Source organism: Rossellomorea vietnamensis, assembly GCF_025398035.1.
Taxonomy (GTDB): Bacteria; Bacillota; Bacilli; order Bacillales; family Bacillaceae_B; genus Rossellomorea; species Rossellomorea vietnamensis_B.
On the sequence record NZ_CP104558.1, the window covers coordinates 3,654,168 to 3,673,792 of the forward strand.

A 19,625-nucleotide genomic window follows, 5' to 3' on the forward strand; every position below is an offset into this window, starting at 1 on the left:
TGGAGGCTGATTGCAGCCTCCACATCTTTCATTACCCTGCTGAGTACTCAAATAGAAGAAAATGTCTTTAATTAGTAACATATTCATAATAGACAACACACGTTTGTATAAGTAAAATAGAACTAGTGTGAAAAGAAGTAAGCAAAATACTATTTATACTAAGGGGGACTTTTGCAGTGGCCCTTTTGGTAACAATATCTATGCCTCTATAGATATTGTTGTAAAAATAAGTAGTAGGATCGTACATTATACTCCTAATGAATTATGTTTTTTCCTCTAACTAACGTTAACTTTCCATGACGCATATTTGAGTACCCAGAAGGTTCATGAAGACGAATGAGTGAAATTAATGAATTTTTTTAAAAAAGTTTTCGAAATTAAGTGTAAAGGTATCCAACTAGGGTAAACATCAAAGGTAGTAGGGGACTATTAGCATTGATACCTTTTCAATTTCTAACTATTCTTTACGAATGTACACAACTTTAAGAATGAAAGTCACTGTTTCTTAGCTTGATTTTCGAAACAATCCACGTCATTTCTAAAGAATTTTTAAAAGGGTAGTGAGGTAATGAGTATTACAGTTACAGGACTTGTCGGAAAGAAAATAAGGCACCATAGAAGAGCGAAAGAAATCACCATACAAGAATTAAGTCGTAAATGTGGATTAACGGTCAATTATATTTCGTTGATTGAAAAGGGAGAGGCGAATCCGTCCCTGAACAAGTTGAATGCCATTGTGTGTGCTCTTGACGTACAGTGGGAAGACATCATGCCGACTTGTGAAGAACATGAAGACATCTACAATCAAACGATTCTTTAATGAACTAATTTTCTCTTTTTAATTTCTTGTTCGATCAGAATGATGAATTCATTACTGAGTTTTAACTGTTTTGCTTTTGTATAGGCATCGATAAGGGCTTTGTCACTCAGGAGTTTAATAAGATCTCACCTCGATCATTTTCAAAACGTATGTGAAATGTGTGATGCTGCGGACTCCAAACGAGTGATAGCCTTTTTTGGGTGTGTATGTAGTCAGTTTAGCCCTGGGTACAACTATAATGAATATAATTACAACTATAGTGGTAATTATATAAAACTATCCTCTGTTGTGCAAACATTAAGTTAGTTAAATGGATCTAATTATTTACAATGAATGATCTTTTAGGGTTAATTGTATTATTTACCTTGTGCACTTCTTCCATCACTAAAAATCAGACGACCCTGTCGTCTGATTTGGAATACTTATATACCCTACTTTGCGCCTTTCGCCCGGTGTGCCAATCGGCTTGAAGCGGCCGCTGCAATGGCTCCTACAATATCATCCAGGAAGGTATGGCACATACCTGATGATTTATCATTCAATCGCTCCAGGATCCCCGGCTTCTGTTTATCGATATATCCATAGTTCGTGAATCCGATTGATCCGTATACATTCACAATGGAAAAGGCCAGGATTTCATCCACACCATATAATCCTTCATCTACTTCAACAATCGCCTGCAAGGGTTCCATCAGCATCTTTTTCTCAGCTAATATATCAAGTTGAATACCTGTAAGTATAGCGTTCTGCACTTCACGCTTCGTCAATACACGTTCCACGTTATAGACACATTCCTCCAATTCAAGATCAGGATGATACTTCTGTTGAAGGTACATGACTAATTGAGCGATATCTTCTATTTCCACTCCTCTTTCATGCAGCCATTTCCGTGCTGTTTTCTCTAATAAATCCATTGACTCTTTATCCTTCATCTTATTCACCTTTTTCCTTGAAAGATTATAAAACCCCTATTTCGATTAGACGAAGCCTTGTTTTACTCATATGATACCCGATTGAAAAATAGACATAATAATAGCTTCTGTTCTCATTCTTGCCCATCCATGGATTTGGATATTCATAAATGCTTGGGAATGATGATCCCGGATAGCGCATTTAGCACATGAATGATGAAAAAGAACGGTCATTAAAGATAGGAGAGGTCGGTATGTCTCAAGAGATTTTAATAAACCATTTTGGGTTACATCCTGAGCGGGCATTCTTCGATGGAATGATGGATCGATATATGGTCGGGGGATTAGTATATAGTATTGTGGGTGTATCGAATATGGAACAGGAAACCCTGGTGGAACTCTATAAATTAGCAGAACACCTGAAAAGCACAGGGGACCGGCATGTGTCGACCTTTGTACAGAGCCATGAGGGGAAATTCCTCGTAGTGGAAAAGGATAAGGATTATGTCGTCCTTCGAAATGAGGGCATGGAATCCCCGCCTTATCATAAGCTCGGCCGAAAGCTAAGCAAATTCCATTTCAGGGGACGGACCTTCGAAGAGAAAGTGGAAAAAATAAATCGCATGGGACAGTGGAAGAGTCTGTGGGAAAAGCGGATGGCTCAATTGGAAAAAGCCTATTATCAGGTCATTCAGGACCAGCCCGCTGACGAGTTTGAACGCCGGTTTGTCGAGAGTTATCCTTATTATAGTGCGCTTTCGGAAAATGCCATTCAATACCTGGTCGATACGGAGCTTGATGAAGACCCGAAGGCAGAGGATGCCGGAACGATCTGTCATGAACGATTTCTCGATTCCACATGGGGGACCGAAATGTGCATACATTTCCCGTTTCAATGGGTATTCGACCATTGCAGCCGGGACATAGCCGAGTGGGTGAGGGAACGATACTTCATGAGGAGCCAAACGTTTCATCCTGAGCTTCAGGAATTCATGAAAGAGTATGAGTCGGTTACACCCCTTTCTCCTTTTGCATGGAGGTTGTTGTATTCCCGGCTATTGTTTCCCCTGCATTATTTCGAATGCATCGAGGAGTACTACATTTCACAATCAGAACAGGAGAAAAAGACAGTCGAGGAGAAACTGGAGCGCTATTTGAAGAATTCACATCAATACGAAGCGTTTCTGGCGGATTTTTACCATATGTCGGAGGTTCCTGTGAAGAAATGGGGAATTCCCCTCATTGCATGGCTGTAACCCATTTCGCCGCGAGGGAGCTGCCTTCCCTTTTATGCTAAACTAAAGAAAAGTGAAGGCAGGGGATGTATATGAAACCATTCATCTATATTACGAGGAAACTTCCTGAGGCCGTGGTCGCCCCATTAAAAAGTGAGTTCGATGTGGAGATGTGGGAAAAGGAGGATGCCCAGGTACCAAGGGACATCCTCCTGGAGAAAGCAGAGAAAGCATCTGCTTTACTTACCATGCTATCGGACAAGGTCGACCGGGAACTCTTACAGAATGCCTCCTATTTGAAAGTTGTGGCAAACCTTGCGGTGGGCTTCGATAATATCGATCTGGAAGCGGCAAAGGAAAAGGGTGTCACAATCACCAATACACCAGATGTCCTGACGGAAACGACGGCGGATTTAACTTTCGCCCTCCTGATGGCAACCTCACGACGAGTCGTAGAAGCCGACCGGTATATTAAAGAAGGGAAGTGGAAAAGCTGGTCACCCCTTCTCCTTGCCGGAACGGATATTCATCATAAAACGATGGGGATCGTCGGAATGGGAAGCATCGGGGAAGCTGTGGCGAGAAGGGCGAAAGGATTTAATATGGAAGTACTGTACCATAACCGTTCCCGTAAACCCGAAGCCGAAGAGACCCTTGGAGTCCGATATGTGTCATTCGATGACATTCTTGCCCAATCGGATTTCGTGGTCGTCCTGGCACCTTTAAACACGGAAACACAGGGTATGTTCCAGGAAGATCAATTCAGAAAAATGAAGAACACAGCGATCTTCATCAATGCAGCACGTGGAGCCATCGTCAATGAAGCGGCCCTCCTGCAGGCGTTAAAGAGGGGAGACATCGCGGGAGCCGGCCTGGATGTATTCGAAACCGAACCGATAAGCGAGGATCATCCTCTCCTCCAATTGGATCAAGTCGTCGCCCTCCCCCATATCGGAAGCTCTTCCAAAGACACCCGTCTTGACATGATGACCCTGTGTGTAGAGAACATACAGGCCGTTCTTAAAGGGGACAACCCGAAAACAGCGGTAAAGTAAAAAAAACCTGAATCCAAATAAGGATTCAGGTTTTTAGATTAAATCTCGATTAGAATACTTGCTCTACTTCAACGATACCAGGAACTTCTTCCACCAATGCGCGTTCGATTCCTGCCTTTAATGTGATGGTTGAACTTGGGCAGCTTCCGCAAGCACCAAGAAGGCGCAATTTCACAATGCCGTCTTCAACGTCTACAAGTTCACAATCTCCACCATCGCGAAGTAGGAACGGACGTAATTTATCTAATACTTCCTGAACGGGTGCAATCATTTCGTTTTCAGCCATAATTATCTACTCCTTTCCTTACTATCTATTATAATGACATATTCGCAAAAAATCTATCAACCTGCAAAGGATTGGGCATTTCTTTTTCAAGAAATGTTTCCCATTCCGTTTCCAGAAAGAAAATGGTTCCAACCCCCCTGCTTTTTTTGTAAAATAAACAAAAGAGGGGAATAAGGGGGAGAATCACATGAATCGTAAGCCAGTTGAACTTTACGTGTACGGGGCAGAAATACTTTGTCCAAGCTGCGTGAACTTGCCATCATCGAAAGAAACGTACGAATGGCTGGAGGCTGCAGTGAGCAGGAAATATCCAAATCAACCATTTGTCATTAAATATGTGGATATCCATAATCCGCCGGAAGAAGAATCGGTGAAACAGTTTGCCTCAAGGGTAGTGGAAGAAGATATGTTCTATCCCATTGTCTTATTGGAAGGCAAAATTGTCGGAGAAGGAAATCCCCGTCTGAAGACGATCTACTCAGAACTTGAGAAGTATGGATATAAGGCGGTTTGATCAATCTTGGTGAGAAAGGCTTTCTATAGAGGAAGCCTTTTTTTGATGGAATAATGCGCATAAAAAAGAACCGCCCACGAGCGGTTCTTATTACATCATCCATTATGATATTTATACATCCACAATACTCCGGATTTCAACAATCGGGCGACCCGTCCTGTAATGGAGCGCTCATTCACCAGTCCGAAGCCATGCTTCTTTCCGAGTGAACCAAGGATCCCCTTTAGCTTGATCTTTGGTAGCTCTGCCGGAAGCTCTTCGTTATTCCAGCGCTTCAGTAAAATGGTGACGATTTGTTCTGCCTGCCCTTCGGCAAGTTGCGCACTTGGAGCTTGAGGAAGGCTTGCGCAGTCACCGACCACATACACGTTCTCATCCTGTGGCAGGTTATGATACTTTGTCAGGATGACGCGACCGCTTGCATCCTTTTCCACATCCATATCGCGAACGACCTTGCTCGGTTGAATCCCGGCAGTCCACACGATGGCATCACAGAAAATCTGTTCTTCGTGGTTATGCAGTGTATTCGGTTCCACTCTTGTAATATTGGAATTGTTCACGATTTCTACGCCATTTTCGTCAAACCAGCCGTGAACATAAGAGCTCAGACGTTCCGGGAAGGCATTTAGGATACGCGGGCCACGGTCGAATAGCTTAATCTTCAGGTCAGAACGGCTTTCCCTAAGCTCACTGGCAAGTTCAATCCCGCTTAAGCCTGCGCCGACGATTCCGACGATTGACCCCGCTGGAAGATTACACAGGGTTTGATACGTTTTTCGTGACCTTTCAATTGTTTGAATCGAGAACGTATGTTCATCTGCACCCGGTACATTATGATATTTATCTTCACACCCAAGTCCGATGACAAGGTCGTCATAAGGGACGGGATCCTGATCTTTCATACGAACGAGTTTATTCTCCATGTCCACGCCTGAGATATCTCCGTATACATAGGATAACCGGGCATGTTCCGGGAATGATACGCGTACATGCTGATCTGAAATCGTACCGGCAGCAAGCGCATAGTATTCTGTCTTCAGACAGTGATAAGGATTTCTGTCAATCAGGGTAATCGATACATCTTCAGGTAATTGGTTGGGTAACAAGCGAAGAAGGACGCGCATGTTCCCATATCCTCCGCCAAGCAGAACTAATTGTTTCATGGAAATTTCCCCTTTTTGCACTCTACATTATTGTTGAAATAGTGTGTTTGTATATGATTTATATCCCGTTATGGATCGGGACAGGATTAAAGGACAGTCACGCCGGAGCGGGTCCTGGCAAAGTAAGCATTTTCAATGTGAAGCATAATTCGAGTAAATTCTACATAAATAAACCTATTAACATTAAAAGTATATCGAAATAAAGGTGTTTTCACAACAGAAATAAGCGAAAATGTTCACAATCTGTTATACCATTACATGGAATGCAAATCATTGACGATAAGGTCAAAAAAAGGTAGCATAACAAAGAGTAGTGAGGTGATGGAATTGAAACCTATTATTGAATTTTGTATAAGCAATCTTGCTAGCGGTGCGCAAAAGGCGCTTGAGATATTAGAAAGAGACCCGAACCTTGATGTCATTGAGTACGGATGCCTGGGATACTGCGGAAAATGCGCCCAGTCCTTTTATGCTCTCGTCAACGGGGAGGTCGTAACAGGCGACACGCCTGAAGAACTGGTGGATCATATCTATCAATTCCTTGAAGAAAACCCGATGTTCTAACGAAAAGCCGGTATTGACCGGCTTATTTTTTTGTTCATTTGGAATAAACGAAAGAACACTGGTGGAGTGTCCACCAGTGTTCTTTTTACATCGATTTAGATTCTTTATATTCTTCCCTGATCTCGTACCACCGTTCCCTGGCCATATCAATGATCTTCGGTTCAGTAGACAGATGCTGCTTTCCGATGACTTTAGAAAGATAGATTACGGATTCCTCGATTTTATTCTGTCTCCTGAGTAATTCGGCAATGATGTATAGAAGCTTTGTTTCAGACATTAGAGAACCTGATGTACCATCTGTCATATAAGCATCTATGTACTCATGTGTAGCAAGGTTAATAAAGCGCCTTTCCTGTTCTTGATCATCCGTTTTCCGGTAGAGCCAGGCAGTCCGGAGATATAACCCTGCAATGGTCAACTTTTTTTCCTTTTTGATCAAAGCACAATAAGCAGCAAGCTTATACGTGTTGATCGCATCTTCATATGACCTGAGCTTTCCGTAATCCTGAGGCTGCCAGTGCAGACTGATCTTCTCTTTCAGTTCACTCTTGAGCACAGGTGGGATATAGGCAGTGAAGTCATCTGTATATGAAAACCCGCATCTCGGGCAAACCGAAACGTTATAAAGCAAAGGGTTTATTTCAGCTGCTTGATACAGGGGACAAAAGTCACTGTCATAGCCTGAAAGCTTTACAAAGCGGGACCGTATCTTTGTCGTACTGAAGGAGTGTTTACACGAAAGACATTGCGTCTTTTTATCATAAAAGGGCGTCACCACCGTCATGAATCTCACCTCATAATCGGGACTATTTACCTTATTATACCTTGGTGAAGGTGAAGTGAACCAGTATTTTCTATTCGTGTTGAGTAAAAAGTTGTGTTTAATGAGAATATTCGTATAATTATCCTTCCAATCATTCACCAAAGCCCCATCGGTTGAGTAGTAAAATAGAAAGGAGTATACTAAGTAGTAAGAAATGAAAAGGTTGGGGGTGTAATGAATGAGTGAAGTTGTCATTCTAACAGAAGCTGCTGCCCTTCAGATTAAAGATATGATGAAGGAACATGACGAAACAGATGCCATGTTACGAGTAGCGGTAAAAGGGGGAGGCTGCAGCGGCCTTTCTTATGGTATGGGATTTGAACATGAGCTTCAAGATGGAGATACAACGACAGAACAGCATGGAATCAAGCTGGTCGTAGCAAAAAATGATGCTGCCATCCTGAATGGAACAAAAATAGATTACAAGCAGTCCATGATGGGCGGCGGATTCACCATCGACAATCCGAACGCCATCGCTTCATGCGGGTGCGGATCGTCTTTCGTGACGGCGACGAATAAAGGTACGCCGGAAAATTGCTAAACATAAAAGGGACGGACCTCACAAATTGAGGTCCGTCCCTTTTTCGCTCTTAATGAATATTTTTCAGTGCTTCTTCAACAGGTGTGTCACCGCTTAAGATTTCGAATACTTTGTGGTTGGTTTCTTCGATGGTTAAAGAGTCCACGAGTACTTTCGCGACATCTGCACGGGAAATGTCACGACTTTTATCCGTGATGCTTGTTGCCGCTTCGATCTTTCCGGTTGCATCATCGAATGAAAGGGATCCTGGCCGTACGATGGTATAGTTCAAGCCGCTCTCTTTCAAGTGGGCATCGGCAGCACCTTTGGCTTTTAAATAGAATTGTAATTCATCCGGTCCGCTTGAAGGATTATCGGCCCCCATGGAGCTGAGCATCACAAAACGCTCGATTCCCATCTTCTTCGCATAATCCACTGCTTTCTTAGCACCCTCCTGGTCGATGGCTAACGTCTTGTCATCCCCAGTCGATCCACCACTGCCGGCTGCAAAAATGACGGCATTCACATTTTCAAGGGCATACGAGAAATCCTGTTCAAGATCTGCAACAATCGGTCTTGCTCCCAAGTCTTCCATTTCCTTCGCCTGTTCTGTCTTTCGGATCATGGCTCTCGCGAAATGCTGACTGCTATTTGAAAGCTCTTTTAATATATGGCGGCCAGTGCTGCCGTTTGCTCCAATAACTAACACATTCATTTTACACATCATCCTTTATCTGAAATTTTTTGTCCTACTATTGGTCTACCCATTCATAATGAAAATAAACAAGGGAGTCGGCGTGAATAGGTGAAGAGCACAATGGTCGGAAGGAAGTTGTGATCGCAAACTCTAATATCAATAAAAAAAAGCCCAGGATACGGTATCCTGAGCCTTGAATGGTATTAATCCGTAAACATGGACGTACTGTGCATCGGCTGCACCCTTGCTTTTGGATCCATATACGCTTTGGCATTGTTGACGGCTGTCGGGGCCTCGCCGAATCCACTTGCAATGAGTTTGACTTTCCCATCATACGTACTGATATCACCGGCTGCATAAATGCCCGGGATATTCGTTTCCATTCTGGAATTGACCACGATTGAATTCTTTTCGATTTCAAGACCCCAATCTTTGATCGGACCGAGGGAGGAGACAAATCCGAAATTGACAATTAATTCATCAAGGTCGATAATTTCCTTTTCGTCGCCTTTCGTTTCCTCCAGTACGAGCTGATTGATCTTCTCTTCATCGACGACCAACTCAGATGGGACGTATGGGGTTTTCAGTTCAACCGTGGAGTTGTGTAAATTCTCCACGCTGTGCTCATGAGCCCTGAATTTATCGCGTCTATGTACGAGATAAACTTTTTCTGCAACCGGCTCAAGCATAAGCGCCCAATCAACAGCAGAGTCCCCGCCGCCGCAAATGACCACTTTCTTCCCTCTGAAATGCTCGAGGTTATCGACAAAGTAATGAAGGTTTTTACCTTCAAATTCAGACGCATGCTCGAGTTCCAGGCGGCGTGGCTGGAAGGCGCCGTTCCCTGCCGTAATGATGATCGTTCTGGAAAAATGGACTTCTTTATCGGTGGTAAGCTTGAACATGCCGTCAGCCTGTTTTTCTACACCTTCCACGGCCTGCTCCAGACAGATGGTCGTTTCGAATTTCGCCATTTGCTCTTTTAGATTATTGACGAGGTCCTGGGCCTTCACTTTTGGAAAGCCGGCAACGTCATATATGTATTTCTCAGGATAAAGAGTAGCAAGCTGCCCCCCGAGTTGTGGTAAACTTTCGATGATCTTGACTGATGCTTTTCTCATTCCGCCATAGAACGCTGTAAACAGCCCCGTTGGACCGCCGCCTATGATCGTAATATCATACACTTTTTGATCTTCCTTCAACTTGATCCCTCCAACCATTTAGATATGCTTCTTTTACCTTTATTCTATCACACAGCTTTTGATTATTCCCAATGATAGAAGATGTATGTTCAGATAAATCAGACTTATCTATGAAAGAAGCTACGACTTTTGATTGATTCAACAGACATTTTTTAAATATTCTTAAGAATTTAATTTCCTATATATATCTTGAAAATGCTAGGCAAAAAGAATATTATGTAATGTAGACATATTGTTAAGAATTTATGACAATTTTCGCATAACTATGGAGTAGTTCGTGAAATATGTCACATACTTTGTTCTCATATTTTTATACACTATTTCCTTTTTCAATAAGGAAAAAACATCGCGTTTGATTTGTTTTAGCTTCCTTTTTATAGGGAAAAAGATAATAGTATCAGATTGAACGGGATAAAAACGCATAATGTGGAGGACTCTAAGAGTATCCAAAGCAAATTTATCAAAAAAGGTGGATGTGATTCAGTTGAGAAAGCCAAGAATCGTTGTATTAGGTGCAGGTTATGGTGGATTAATGACGGTAACCCGTCTTCAAAAGCAACTCGGAACAAATGAAGCAGAAATTATTTTAATTAATAAGAACGATTATCATTATGAAACCACTTGGTTACACGAAGCTTCAGCAGGTACGCTACATCACGACCGTGTGCGCTACGACGTGAAAGACGTTGTCAACACGAGCAAAGTGAACTTCCTGCAAGCGACTGTTGAAGATATCAAAGTGGAAGAGAAGAAAGTCATCACGGGTGAAGGCGAAGTAGAATTTGATTACCTGGTAGTGGCTCTTGGTGCAGAATCCGAGACATTCGGAATTCAAGGCCTTCATGAGCATGCATTCATGATTTCGAACATCAACTCTGCCCGTCAAATCCGTGAGCACATTGAATTGCAATTTGCTACGTATAAGAACGAAGGAGAATTGAACGATGAACGCTTGACCATTGTTGTAGGTGGAGCAGGGTTCACTGGTATCGAATTCCTCGGAGAACTGGGTAACCGTGTTCCTGAGCTTTGCCATGAATATGATATAGACCGTAAGAAAGTGCGCATCGTATGTGTGGAAGCTGCACCGATGATCCTTCCTGGATTCGATCCGGAGCTAGTAAAATACGCACGTGCCAAGCTTGAGAAAAAAGGCGTGGAATTCCATATCGGAACTCCACTGAAAGAAGCAAAGGCAGACAGCGTACTCATCTCCAAAGGTGAAGATGAAGTCGAAGAAATCAAAGCTGGTACGATTGTATGGGCTGCAGGTGTTCGTGGTAACTCCATCATCGAAAGAGCTGGAATCGAAAACATGCGTGCCCGCGTCAAAATCAACCGTGATCTTCGCGCACCTGGACATGACAATATCTTCATCATTGGTGACTGTTCACTGATGATCAATGAAGAAACGGATCGTCCATACCCGCCGACTGCACAGATCGCTATGCAGCAAGGGGAAGTATGTGCCCGTAACATCGCATCTTTACTGCACGGTAAAGAGGATCTGGAATTATTCACTCCGGACATCAAAGGTACCGTATGTTCACTTGGTGAAGATGATGCGATCGGTGTCGTCTATGGCAAGAAAATCACCGGTACTAAAGCTTCCTTCATGAAGAAGGTTGTCGACAACCGTGCTCTTTACATGGTTGGTGGACCATCACTAGTGTTCAAAAAAGGTAAATTCAAGTTCTTTTAAGCCTTGAAGGTTAAAATGAAAGCAGAGTGGATTCCACTCTGCTTTTTATTATGAAGGAATTAGACGGAGGTGCTTGCAATGAAAAGGGGTAAGGTGTGGCTGGCCGTTGCAGGTCTGGTCATAGATGAAGATGGGAAATGGCTCGTGGTCAAAAAGAAATACAGCGGATTGAAAGGGATGTGGTCCCTGCCAGCAGGATTTGTCAACGCCGGGGAAACCGTTGATGAAGCAGTCATAAGAGAAGTGAAGGAAGAAACGGGATTACATACAACCATTAAAGGGATCATCGGCGTAAGGTCCGGGGTCATCCAGAACGACATCAGCGACAACATGATGATCTTTCTATTGGAGAATAAGGGAATTTCTTCTATTGAAAAAGAAGAAGCTGAGTTATGGGATGTCCAGTGGAAATCGCCTCAGGAACTTCTGGCAGATGAGAAGACATCCGTGATGGTGCATGAGATGATCAAACGAATGAGTTCCATGCAGAAGTTGAATCTGATCGAGGGCATCAATCCCGGTGACCAATTCGCCTACACACAATATCGTTTATTTTTATAAAATTCTGTAAATTTTAAGAAAGAAAGAGATAATGAAAGAAAAACACAAATGTATTCGCTTTCTTAAAGGTACATCCCCTTTAACGTCCCTTTTCTTTATTTAGGATAGATGATATATTATCAGAAAATTAAGAAATTAAAGAAAAGGGAGAGGGAAAAATGAGAGCTACTGCGAATGCTAAAACGAAATACTGTCTTTATTGTTCAGGAAAAGGATACTTTCAGTTAGTATTGGGTGGTTCTGAAACGTGTCCGTGCTGCTGCGGCAGCGGGAAACAGAAATAACCCCTAAAGGATAGAGGATGAGAGCAGACCTAACGAAGGTGGATACTTCCCTTGTGGAGTATGGAAACCGGTGTTGGGTCTGTTTTTTCATGTCTGGATGATAAAATAAGTTTATTTTGTGAATAAGTGACAAATCTTTCCCTGAAATATTGACGCTTACATTTCACTCGGGGTACACTATTCTTTAGTGTTATGGAGGTGTAATTTGAAATGCCTATACATGTAATGATTATATCGATGCTTCTATTTTTTGTTCTATTTTTCGGAATAGGATTTTTGTTAAATATGTTATTGCGCATGACATGGATCATGGCCATCATTTATCCGATTGTCGTTATTTTTATCGTGGACGAAGTTCGTTTTATAGATTATTTCCGAAATGCAGGGGAGTCTTTTTCAGAACTTGGGACCAGACTCAGCCACTTGGCTGTAGCCGATCTCGTGATTCTCGGAAGCGGCCTCGCAGGTGCCATCCTGTCAGGCATCGTCATGAGAATCCTGAGAGCAAAAGGATATCGAATGTTCTAACCACATCCGTTTAACCGGGAACCTAAATCCCAAGGTTGAACGGATTTTTTATTTGGGATGAAAGCAAGTGCCTGGAGCGGAAAGGAACGGTCTCTGTTTCCAGGCACTTGCTCATAAATATTAATTCCTCTAAGAAAATATTTTAGAAAATAGAACATACTAGTTGAAGTATAGAATAGCCTGGTTTTAAAGGACTTTTCCCCTAAAAGGAAAACTAAAATAATTTCCAAATATTACAACTATTCGATTTTTTTATCAATTTATGCATATATCTCCTCCCCAATGGGAAGTATGTAGGGTGGGAGGAGTGAATACATGAATCTGTTTAAAATTTGGACGAAGAGATTCGTTATGATCAGTTTATTTATCCTTGCACTCGGTACGACCTTTCAATCGGTGTCGGGGGTAGAGGCACAGACCTTTAAAACCTGGATGATGGACAAGGGTGACAGTGATCAAAAGAGTCTCCAAGACAATGAGCATAAGACAAATCCACTGCATTTGTCATTCAAGTTTCTTAAAAGGTTTACAGGCTATGAGACAAAAGTGTCAGCCAGTGCATCTGCTGAGCCTGCCACATTGGAAGAATCCATCGATTGGGATCAATATACGAAACATAAGGTTGTAGCGACGGGCTATACGGCCGGCGTTGAATCGACGGGGAAGGACCCCGGTCATCCCCTTTACGGCATTACATATTCAGGAGTGAAAGTGAAGCGCGATCTGTATTCTACGATAGCCGCGGATATTTCCGTCTATCCAATCGGAACCATCCTGTTTATCCCTCACTATGGGTATGGGGTCGTAGCTGATACAGGGAGTGCGATCAAAGGAAATAAATTAGACCTCTATTATGAAACGGTGGACGACGTTTATAATGAGTGGGGCAAACAGACACTGGAAGTCTATGTGGTCCAGATGGGTACGGGTGAATTATCCGAACAGGAATTGACCGACCTTAATGAGAACAAATCCATGCAGGTTTTCAGGCAGCAGATATTATCACCTGAAAAAGAATAGAAAAGGGGCACGCAGTCAACCTGCGTGCTTTATTTATTGATGGCCCTGGTCTCAGGTAAGAACTAAGGTGCAATCCGTTTAACAACAGAGTAAATAGGGGAAAAAAGAAAGGGAGAAACGAAACCAAAAGGAGTGGAAGATATGAACAAAAGTCAATTCGACAAAATGAAGAACGGAGAAGGATTCATCGCGGCGCTTGATCAAAGCGGCGGCAGTACACCGAAGGCATTGGCAGGGTACGGAGTCCTTGAAGATTCTTATTCCAATGAAGACGAAATGTTCGATAAGGTACATGAAATGCGGACGAGGATCATCACTTCCCCATCCTTCAGCCACGAGAGGATCCTCGGGGTCATTCTTTTTGAACAAACGATGGACCGGGAAATTGAAGGTAAATATACAGCGGATTACCTTGCAGACAAAGGCATCGTCCCTTTTCTGAAAGTGGATAAAGGACTGGCGGACGAGGAAAATGGTGTGCAGCTCATGAAACCGATCCCCGACTTGGATGAGACTCTGCGCCGTGCCACTGAACGGAAGATTTTCGGCACGAAAATGCGCTCGGTCATCCATGAACCGAACACGGGCGGCATCAAAGAAGTCGTCGATCAGCAGTTCGACTTTGGAAAACGCATCATTGCTGCCGGTTTGGTTCCGATCATCGAACCTGAAGTCAATATCCATAGTGGACAAAAGGAAAAGTCAGAAGAGATTTTGTGTGATGAAATCTTGAAACACTTGAATGATTTATCAAAAGAGGAAAACGTCATGCTGAAGCTCTCGATCCCGACGAAAGCGAATGCGTATAAAAAATTGGTTGACCATCCGCGTGTCGTGCGTGTCGTCGCACTTTCAGGAGGCTACTCCCGAGATGAAGCAAACGAGAAGCTCAAAGAAAATGACGGAGTGATTGCAAGCTTCTCCCGGGCATTGGCTGCCGACCTGAGTGCCGATCAAACCGATGAAAAGTTTGATGCTGCGTTGAAGAAGGCTGTTGATTCGATTTATGAAGCCTCGGTGCATAAGAACTGATAGGATGTAAAGAAACAAGAAGATGCCTGCTCACTTATAAGCGAGCAGGCATCTTCTTTTACATTTCATGATATAAATCGGGATGAAGCAACCGGGCAAGTTTCACGGCCCCTTTTAACAGAAGGGGGGATGGCCTGCAATAGAGTGCTTCTTCCAGGACGAAAATCCGGTCTTCCTGTACGGCGTCGAGTGTATTCCAATCAGGGCGGTTCTTTACGATCTCAGGCTTGACCCTTCTTTGCCTGACGCCGACCCATGCCAGGCAGATATAATCCGGATTGCGTTTCAATACGTCCTCCCAATCGGTTTGGACACTTGCCAGGTCCACATCGTCAAAAAGGTTTCGGGCACCGACCATTGTGCTTAACTCGGTCAGCCAATTGACCCTTCCAGGGGTGAAGACGGGTTTCGGCCACCATTCCCAATAAAGGGACGGAGGATGTGACACCTTTTCCCCGATCGTCTTTAAGCGTTCGACAGTACCCATGAATTCCTGGCGGCGTTTGATGGCATGTTCCTCGATCCCACAGGCTTTTCCCACCGTCAGGAGATCATCTGCAATATCAGTGAAGCTCTGGGGGTTCAAGGTGATATGTGGGATATTCCTCTTTTCGAGTTCTTCTATATTTTTCTCCATACCCGGGACGCTTAAGGATGAAAACACCAGATCCGGCTTCAATGACTCGAGCTTATCCATATTAATCGATAGATCCGGTCCGAGCTGCGGAAGGGACTTTACCTCTGACGGATAGTCGGAGTAATCATCCACGCCTGCAAGAAGAGGTGTCAATCCCAGGTAATCGATGATTTCTGTATTACTGGGGCAAATGGATACGATTTTCATGATCACACTCCTAGACGATGAATAGATAATGAAGCAGAAGGGTCAGGATGATTCCTGAAAGTCCACCGAAGAATACCTCAATCGGTTTATGACCGAGTAATTCTTTCAGCTCCTTGCGCTTCTCCTGTTCAGGTTTGTTCTGCCAGCCTTTAGCCTCTGACATGAACCTCTGGAAATCGACCATCAATTGATTGAGAACGATCGCCTGTTCTCCTGCCTGCCTTCTGACACCCGTTGCATCAAACATCGTAATGATGGCAAACATGGCAGATACAGCGAAGATAGGGGAAGAGAGTCCCACCTCAAGGGCAACCCCGGTAGATAATGCCGTCACGGCCGCTGAATGGGAACTCGGCATCCCCCCTGTTGAGGTGATCAATGACCAATTCCATTCCCTCGTCGCGATAAACTGGATGGGAACCTTTACAAACTGAGCAAAAAAGACCGAAAATAAAGACGCCCATAATGGAAAATTAAACAGTACTTCCATGCTGTGAAATGCCACCCTTTCAATTGTTTGAATAAAAATAATGTTCTCATTATATCATACCCCATCCACCCCTCGTATAACTTTGAAAAGCAGATTGTTGGAAAGTCGAAATAATTGGACATCTTCGCTATAATAGAGAGCGGAGGTGTCGGTGAACATGAAATTTTCAATCAATCAAAATGAAGTAACCAATGCAAATGGAGAATGCCTGATCGTGGGTATTTACAATCAGCCAACATTCGAAGGAGAGCTGAAAGAGCTAGATCATAAGTTTGAAGGCTATCTTACACAGCTTGTGAAGGATGGGGACATTTCTTCCAAGCACAAGAAGGTATCCAAGATACATACGTTTGGCAAACTTAACGCGAAAAGAATCGTATTCGTAGGACTTGGAAAACACAAAGAGCTGACATTCGATCTTTTAAAAGAATCATTGGGCTCTGCGTCCAAAACCTTGAAAAATATGAAAGTGTCCTCGTTTTCAGTCGCACTTGAAACATTTGTTTCTGAAGAGATGGTGGCAACGGATGTGGCCCATGCCTTCATGGAAGCCTTTACGATGTCTACATATGAATTCGACGGCTATAAGAAAAAATCAAATGAACCGGAAGTACATGTAGAAGCAATCGAATTTTATACTAAAGGAGATTCGAAGGAAGTCGAGACGGCTTTACACATTGGTTCTGCCTTCGGGAATGGAGTAAACTCAGCCCGTACGCTGGTGAATACCCCTGGCAATCTATTAACTTCGACAAAATTGGCAGAGTACGCTCTGGAATTGGCTGAAAGATACAGCTTTGAGGTGGAAATCCTCGACAAGGAAGAAATGGAGCACCTTGGAATGGGCGCACTTCTTGCCGTGAACCAGGGATCCGTGGAACCTCCGAAGATGATCGTCCTTAAATACAACGGGAAAGAGGACTGGAAGGATGTCATCGGTTTAGTCGGTAAAGGGATCACGTTTGATACAGGCGGCTACTCCTTGAAGCCCAAAGATGGAATCGTCGGTATGAAAACAGATATGGGCGGCGCAGCTGCTGTTCTGGGTGCCATGGAAATCATCGGTGAAATCAAACCGGAACAAAATGTCGTTGCCGTCATCCCGTCCACGGACAATATGGTGAGCGGCTCTGCATTCAAGCCTGACGATGTGATTACCTCCATGAGCGGTAAGACCATCGAGGTGTTGAACACGGACGCAGAGGGACGTCTCGCGCTTGCTGACGGTATGACCTATGCCAAGCATCAAGGAGCCAACTATTTAGTGGACGTTGCAACCTTGACCGGCGGGGTCATCGTGGCTCTCGGTGAGGATAAAACCGGTGCCCTCACAAATCATGAAGCATTCTTCGAGCAGGTGCTGGAGGCTTCAGGGGAATCAGGTGAATTTATCTGGCGCCTTCCTTATACGGAAAATGATAAAAAGCGTGTCCGCGGAAGTGATATTGCCGATTTGAACAACTCACCTGGACGAGCAGGCCATGCCATCATGGGTGGAGCGTTCGTCGGTGAATTCGCCGAAGGCCTGCCTTGGGTACACCTCGACATCGCGGGGACGGCTACCACGAAAGGAAGCCATGATCTCGGTCCTTCAGGTGCAACGGGCGTCATGGCAAGAACACTTGCCTTACTCGTAGAACGTTTTGTCCCATTAGAGAAATAACGACATTTGTACGACGGAAGAGTCTTGTTTCAGTGCCTGAGATTGTAGGCGCTGGAGGGAGGCTCTTTTTTTATGAGATATCTACCTATGTGATTAGAACCGAATCCAGCCATAATATGAAAAAAACCAGCCAATTAACATATAATGGAACCCCTCACCACCCTTGCCGGACCCTCACCCACAAACAACCACCCCTCACAAACCTATGAAAAAATTCCCACCCCATCTTTCACCCTGCTAAAGTGTTGACAAACTCTCTTTATCTTGTTAAAGTTGAAAACGTGATTTTATCACTCTACCAATTTAGCGAACTAAAGCAACAAATCGATAACGATACATCGAGATTTTTAGGAGGAAGAAGTTATGAACGCAGTTGTAATAGCAGTCCTTGTCATGCTCATATTGAGCCTTGCGCGGGTGAACGTAGTATTCGCTCTGATTACTGGGGCGCTGGTCGGGGGACTGACGGGCGGACTGGGATTGGACGAGACGATTTCCGTCTTTACAGAGGGAATTAGCGGTGGGGCGAGCATCGCGTTAAGTTACGCCCTGCTGGGTGGATTTGCAGTGGCGATTTCCTATACGGGAATTCCGAATCTGCTTGTGGACTGGGTATTGAAGGTCGTTGGGAAAAAAGGAGATTCAAGAAAGACAGCCCTTTCGAAAGCACTTATTGTTATTTCTATTTTAATCATGGCTTGTTTTTCTCAAAATGTGATTCCGATTCACATCGCTTTTATCCCGATTCTCATCCCGCCTTTATTGAAGGTGATGACGGAATTGCGGATCGATAGACGTTTGATCGCATCGGTGATTACGTTTGGATTGACGGCTCCGTATATTCTTTTACCGGTTGGATTCGGACTACAGTTCCATGAAATCATCGCTCAGAACATGGCATCGAGTGGAATGGAAATCAACATGGGCGATATTCCGAAAGCCATGCTTCTCCCTGTAGGAGGAATGGTGATCGGATTACTGATTGCTGTGTTTGTGAGTTATCGCAAACCGAGGGACTACAGTGAAGCGGAAGAAGTCATTGCCGATGAAAAGGTCGTTTACAATAAAAGAGCGATGGTTTTCGCTCTCATTTCCATCGTAGTGGCCTTATACGTTCAGCTTCAGTTGGAATCGATGATCTTTGGGGCACTGGCAGGCATTGCCGTCCTGTATATTTCAGGCTCGGTTAAATGGAAAGAAGCAGACGGATTGCTGAATGAAGGAATGAAAATGATGGCCTTTATTGGCTTTGTCATGATCACGGCATCCGGATTTGCAGAAGTGGTATCGGAAACGGGAGATGTAGAAACATTGGTAAAGGCGACGGCTGATGTCATTGGCGGCAACCAGGCTTTGGCTGCCCTCATCATGCTCGTCGTCGGCCTGCTGGTCACAATGGGGATCGGTTCTTCATTTGCCACCATTCCGATCATTGCGGCCATCTTCGTCCCGCTTGCCATGGAGCTTGGATTCAGCCCTCTCGCAACGATTGCGATTGTCGGTACAGCAGGTGCCCTTGGTGACGCAGGGTCGCCGGCATCAGACAGTACGCTTGGACCGACCGCGGGACTGAATGCCGATGGACAGCATAACCACATTTGGGATACATGTGTCCCAACCTTTTTACACTATAATATTCCATTGATCCTGTTCGGCTGGATCGCAGCGATCATTTTATAAAGAAAAGAAGCGGGGGTTGCCTCGCTTCTTT

Annotated in this window: 23 protein-coding genes; 14 read left to right on the forward strand and 9 right to left on the reverse strand. The window is 44.0% G+C overall.

The features are described 5' to 3' along the window. Positions 1–568: 568 nt before the first annotated feature. Positions 569–820 (forward strand): helix-turn-helix domain-containing protein, encoded by a 252-nt coding sequence (locus tag N5C46_RS18645; protein ID WP_261749762.1) that lies wholly within the window; start codon positions 569–571, stop codon positions 818–820. Here the strand turns inward: N5C46_RS18645 and sda are convergent. Together sda and N5C46_RS18655 are read right to left on the reverse strand one after the other, a co-directional pair. Further along, complete coding sequence (gene sda, locus N5C46_RS18650; RefSeq protein ID WP_082386373.1) at positions 817–939, reverse strand: sporulation histidine kinase inhibitor Sda; 123 nt, start codon at positions 937–939, stop codon at positions 817–819. The genes N5C46_RS18645 and sda overlap by 4 nt on opposite strands. Before the next feature lie 312 nt (positions 940–1,251). Further along, positions 1,252–1,752 carry a phosphatidylglycerophosphatase A family protein gene (locus N5C46_RS18655; protein ID WP_261749763.1) on the reverse strand — a complete coding sequence of 167 codons (501 nt, stop codon included), beginning with the start codon at positions 1,750–1,752 and terminating at the stop codon, positions 1,252–1,254. A 233-nt stretch (positions 1,753–1,985) separates the two neighbouring features. Between N5C46_RS18655 and yutH the strand changes: the two genes are divergently transcribed. Both yutH and N5C46_RS18665 read left to right on the forward strand, forming a co-directional pair. Next, positions 1,986–2,987, forward strand: coding sequence for a spore coat putative kinase YutH (gene yutH, locus N5C46_RS18660; protein WP_261749764.1), 1,002 nt, complete (start codon positions 1,986–1,988; stop codon positions 2,985–2,987). A gap of 71 nt (positions 2,988–3,058) precedes the next feature. After that, positions 3,059–4,021, forward strand: a complete 963-nt coding sequence (locus N5C46_RS18665) for a 2-hydroxyacid dehydrogenase (RefSeq protein WP_261749765.1) — start codon at positions 3,059–3,061, stop codon at positions 4,019–4,021. 49 nt (positions 4,022–4,070) lie between these two features. On the opposite strand, the gene N5C46_RS18670 is transcribed toward N5C46_RS18665, so the two are convergent. Beyond that, positions 4,071–4,307 carry a NifU family protein gene (locus N5C46_RS18670; RefSeq protein ID WP_034763763.1) on the reverse strand — a complete coding sequence of 79 codons (237 nt, stop codon included), beginning with the start codon at positions 4,305–4,307 and terminating at the stop codon, positions 4,071–4,073. Between the two features lie 187 nt (positions 4,308–4,494). Between N5C46_RS18670 and N5C46_RS18675 the strand changes: the two genes are divergently transcribed. Then, positions 4,495–4,821: a YuzD family protein gene (locus N5C46_RS18675; protein WP_261749766.1), complete on the forward strand. Its 327-nt coding sequence runs from the start codon at positions 4,495–4,497 to the stop codon at positions 4,819–4,821. A gap of 95 nt (positions 4,822–4,916) precedes the next feature. Here N5C46_RS18675 and N5C46_RS18680 read toward each other — a convergent pair whose 3' ends face one another. After that, the gene (locus N5C46_RS18680) at positions 4,917–5,984 is read right to left on the reverse strand and encodes an NAD(P)/FAD-dependent oxidoreductase (protein WP_034763767.1); all 1,068 of its coding nucleotides are present in this window, start codon (positions 5,982–5,984) and stop codon (positions 4,917–4,919) included. 321 nt (positions 5,985–6,305) lie between these two features. On the opposite strand from N5C46_RS18680, the gene N5C46_RS18685 reads away from it, so the two are divergent. Then, the gene (locus N5C46_RS18685) at positions 6,306–6,548 is read left to right on the forward strand and encodes a YuzB family protein (RefSeq protein ID WP_261749767.1); all 243 of its coding nucleotides are present in this window, start codon (positions 6,306–6,308) and stop codon (positions 6,546–6,548) included. Positions 6,549–6,633: 85 nt separating this feature from the next. Here the strand turns inward: N5C46_RS18685 and N5C46_RS18690 are convergent, their stop codons facing one another. Continuing rightward, complete coding sequence (locus tag N5C46_RS18690) at positions 6,634–7,332, reverse strand: DUF2225 domain-containing protein (protein ID WP_261749768.1); 699 nt, start codon at positions 7,330–7,332, stop codon at positions 6,634–6,636. A 217-nt stretch (positions 7,333–7,549) separates the two neighbouring features. Here N5C46_RS18690 and N5C46_RS18695 point away from each other — a divergent pair, with 217 nt between their 5' ends. Beyond that, entirely contained in the window at positions 7,550–7,912 is a 363-nt protein-coding gene (locus N5C46_RS18695; RefSeq protein WP_226677042.1) for a HesB/IscA family protein, read from the forward strand. 49 nt (positions 7,913–7,961) lie between these two features. On the opposite strand, the gene N5C46_RS18700 is transcribed toward N5C46_RS18695, so the two are convergent. Together N5C46_RS18700 and N5C46_RS18705 are read right to left on the reverse strand one after the other, a co-directional pair. Then, a complete protein-coding gene (locus N5C46_RS18700) occupies positions 7,962–8,606 on the reverse strand; it encodes an SDR family oxidoreductase (protein WP_261749769.1) in 645 nt (214 codons plus the stop codon). Positions 8,607–8,791: 185 nt separating this feature from the next. Continuing rightward, complete coding sequence (locus N5C46_RS18705; RefSeq protein ID WP_034763982.1) at positions 8,792–9,790, reverse strand: NAD(P)/FAD-dependent oxidoreductase; 999 nt, start codon at positions 9,788–9,790, stop codon at positions 8,792–8,794. Positions 9,791–10,274: 484 nt separating this feature from the next. On the opposite strand from N5C46_RS18705, the gene N5C46_RS18710 reads away from it, so the two are divergent. The 6 genes from N5C46_RS18710 (at position 10,275) to N5C46_RS18735 (ending at position 14,917) form a co-directional block, all read left to right on the forward strand. Continuing rightward, entirely contained in the window at positions 10,275–11,492 is a 1,218-nt protein-coding gene (locus N5C46_RS18710; protein WP_034763985.1) for an NAD(P)/FAD-dependent oxidoreductase, read from the forward strand. A gap of 78 nt (positions 11,493–11,570) precedes the next feature. Continuing rightward, positions 11,571–12,053 carry an NUDIX hydrolase gene (locus N5C46_RS18715; RefSeq protein ID WP_261749770.1) on the forward strand — a complete coding sequence of 161 codons (483 nt, stop codon included), beginning with the start codon at positions 11,571–11,573 and terminating at the stop codon, positions 12,051–12,053. A 158-nt stretch (positions 12,054–12,211) separates the two neighbouring features. Beyond that, a complete protein-coding gene (locus N5C46_RS18720; RefSeq protein ID WP_261749771.1) occupies positions 12,212–12,337 on the forward strand; it encodes a YuiA family protein in 126 nt (41 codons plus the stop codon). A gap of 210 nt (positions 12,338–12,547) precedes the next feature. Then, positions 12,548–12,865 carry a YuiB family protein gene (locus N5C46_RS18725; RefSeq protein ID WP_034763779.1) on the forward strand — a complete coding sequence of 106 codons (318 nt, stop codon included), beginning with the start codon at positions 12,548–12,550 and terminating at the stop codon, positions 12,863–12,865. A gap of 315 nt (positions 12,866–13,180) precedes the next feature. After that, entirely contained in the window at positions 13,181–13,885 is a 705-nt protein-coding gene (locus tag N5C46_RS18730) for a 3D domain-containing protein (protein ID WP_261749772.1), read from the forward strand. Between the two features lie 141 nt (positions 13,886–14,026). Continuing rightward, entirely contained in the window at positions 14,027–14,917 is an 891-nt protein-coding gene (locus N5C46_RS18735; protein WP_261749773.1) for a fructose bisphosphate aldolase, read from the forward strand. Between the two features lie 58 nt (positions 14,918–14,975). On the opposite strand, the gene N5C46_RS18740 is transcribed toward N5C46_RS18735, so the two are convergent. Both N5C46_RS18740 and N5C46_RS18745 read right to left on the reverse strand, forming a co-directional pair. After that, on the reverse strand, positions 14,976–15,761 hold the full coding sequence (locus tag N5C46_RS18740) for an ABC transporter substrate-binding protein (protein WP_261749774.1): 786 nt from the start codon (positions 15,759–15,761) through the stop codon (positions 14,976–14,978). Positions 15,762–15,771: 10 nt separating this feature from the next. Then, entirely contained in the window at positions 15,772–16,251 is a 480-nt protein-coding gene (locus tag N5C46_RS18745) for a divergent PAP2 family protein (RefSeq protein ID WP_261749775.1), read from the reverse strand. 157 nt (positions 16,252–16,408) lie between these two features. Here N5C46_RS18745 and N5C46_RS18750 point away from each other — a divergent pair, with 157 nt between their 5' ends. Then, on the forward strand, positions 16,409–17,914 hold the full coding sequence (locus tag N5C46_RS18750) for a leucyl aminopeptidase (RefSeq protein WP_261749776.1): 1,506 nt from the start codon (positions 16,409–16,411) through the stop codon (positions 17,912–17,914). A gap of 363 nt (positions 17,915–18,277) precedes the next feature. Then, positions 18,278–19,594, forward strand: a complete 1,317-nt coding sequence (locus N5C46_RS18755) for a Na+/H+ antiporter family protein (RefSeq protein WP_261749777.1) — start codon at positions 18,278–18,280, stop codon at positions 19,592–19,594. The last annotated feature ends 31 nt before the right edge of the window (positions 19,595–19,625 follow it).

Excerpts from the sequence above, each read along its gene's own strand:
- N5C46_RS18655 (WP_261749763.1), bottom strand. The coding sequence starts at position 1,752 with ATGAAGGATAAAGAGTCAATGGATTTATTAGAGAAAACAGCACGGAAA.
- N5C46_RS18755 (WP_261749777.1), top strand. The coding sequence starts at position 18,278 with ATGAACGCAGTTGTAATAGCAGTCCTTGTCATGCTCATATTGAGCCTT.
- N5C46_RS18720 (WP_261749771.1), top strand. The coding sequence starts at position 12,212 with ATGAGAGCTACTGCGAATGCTAAAACGAAATACTGTCTTTATTGTTCA.
- N5C46_RS18670 (WP_034763763.1), bottom strand. The coding sequence starts at position 4,307 with ATGGCTGAAAACGAAATGATTGCACCCGTTCAGGAAGTATTAGATAAA.
- N5C46_RS18675 (WP_261749766.1), top strand. The coding sequence starts at position 4,495 with ATGAATCGTAAGCCAGTTGAACTTTACGTGTACGGGGCAGAAATACTT.
- N5C46_RS18700 (WP_261749769.1), bottom strand. The coding sequence starts at position 8,606 with ATGAATGTGTTAGTTATTGGAGCAAACGGCAGCACTGGCCGCCATATA.
- N5C46_RS18695 (WP_226677042.1), top strand. The coding sequence starts at position 7,550 with ATGAGTGAAGTTGTCATTCTAACAGAAGCTGCTGCCCTTCAGATTAAA.
- N5C46_RS18735 (WP_261749773.1), top strand. The coding sequence starts at position 14,027 with ATGAACAAAAGTCAATTCGACAAAATGAAGAACGGAGAAGGATTCATC.
- N5C46_RS18685 (WP_261749767.1), top strand. The coding sequence starts at position 6,306 with ATGGAATTGAAACCTATTATTGAATTTTGTATAAGCAATCTTGCTAGC.
- N5C46_RS18740 (WP_261749774.1), bottom strand. The coding sequence starts at position 15,761 with ATGAAAATCGTATCCATTTGCCCCAGTAATACAGAAATCATCGATTAC.
- N5C46_RS18645 (WP_261749762.1), top strand. The coding sequence starts at position 569 with ATGAGTATTACAGTTACAGGACTTGTCGGAAAGAAAATAAGGCACCAT.
- N5C46_RS18690 (WP_261749768.1), bottom strand. The coding sequence starts at position 7,332 with ATGACGGTGGTGACGCCCTTTTATGATAAAAAGACGCAATGTCTTTCG.
- N5C46_RS18725 (WP_034763779.1), top strand. The coding sequence starts at position 12,548 with ATGCCTATACATGTAATGATTATATCGATGCTTCTATTTTTTGTTCTA.
- N5C46_RS18715 (WP_261749770.1), top strand. The coding sequence starts at position 11,571 with ATGAAAAGGGGTAAGGTGTGGCTGGCCGTTGCAGGTCTGGTCATAGAT.
- N5C46_RS18730 (WP_261749772.1), top strand. The coding sequence starts at position 13,181 with ATGAATCTGTTTAAAATTTGGACGAAGAGATTCGTTATGATCAGTTTA.
- N5C46_RS18750 (WP_261749776.1), top strand. The coding sequence starts at position 16,409 with ATGAAATTTTCAATCAATCAAAATGAAGTAACCAATGCAAATGGAGAA.
- N5C46_RS18665 (WP_261749765.1), top strand. The coding sequence starts at position 3,059 with ATGAAACCATTCATCTATATTACGAGGAAACTTCCTGAGGCCGTGGTC.
- yutH (WP_261749764.1), top strand. The coding sequence starts at position 1,986 with ATGTCTCAAGAGATTTTAATAAACCATTTTGGGTTACATCCTGAGCGG.
- N5C46_RS18745 (WP_261749775.1), bottom strand. The coding sequence starts at position 16,251 with ATGGAAGTACTGTTTAATTTTCCATTATGGGCGTCTTTATTTTCGGTC.
- N5C46_RS18680 (WP_034763767.1), bottom strand. The coding sequence starts at position 5,984 with ATGAAACAATTAGTTCTGCTTGGCGGAGGATATGGGAACATGCGCGTC.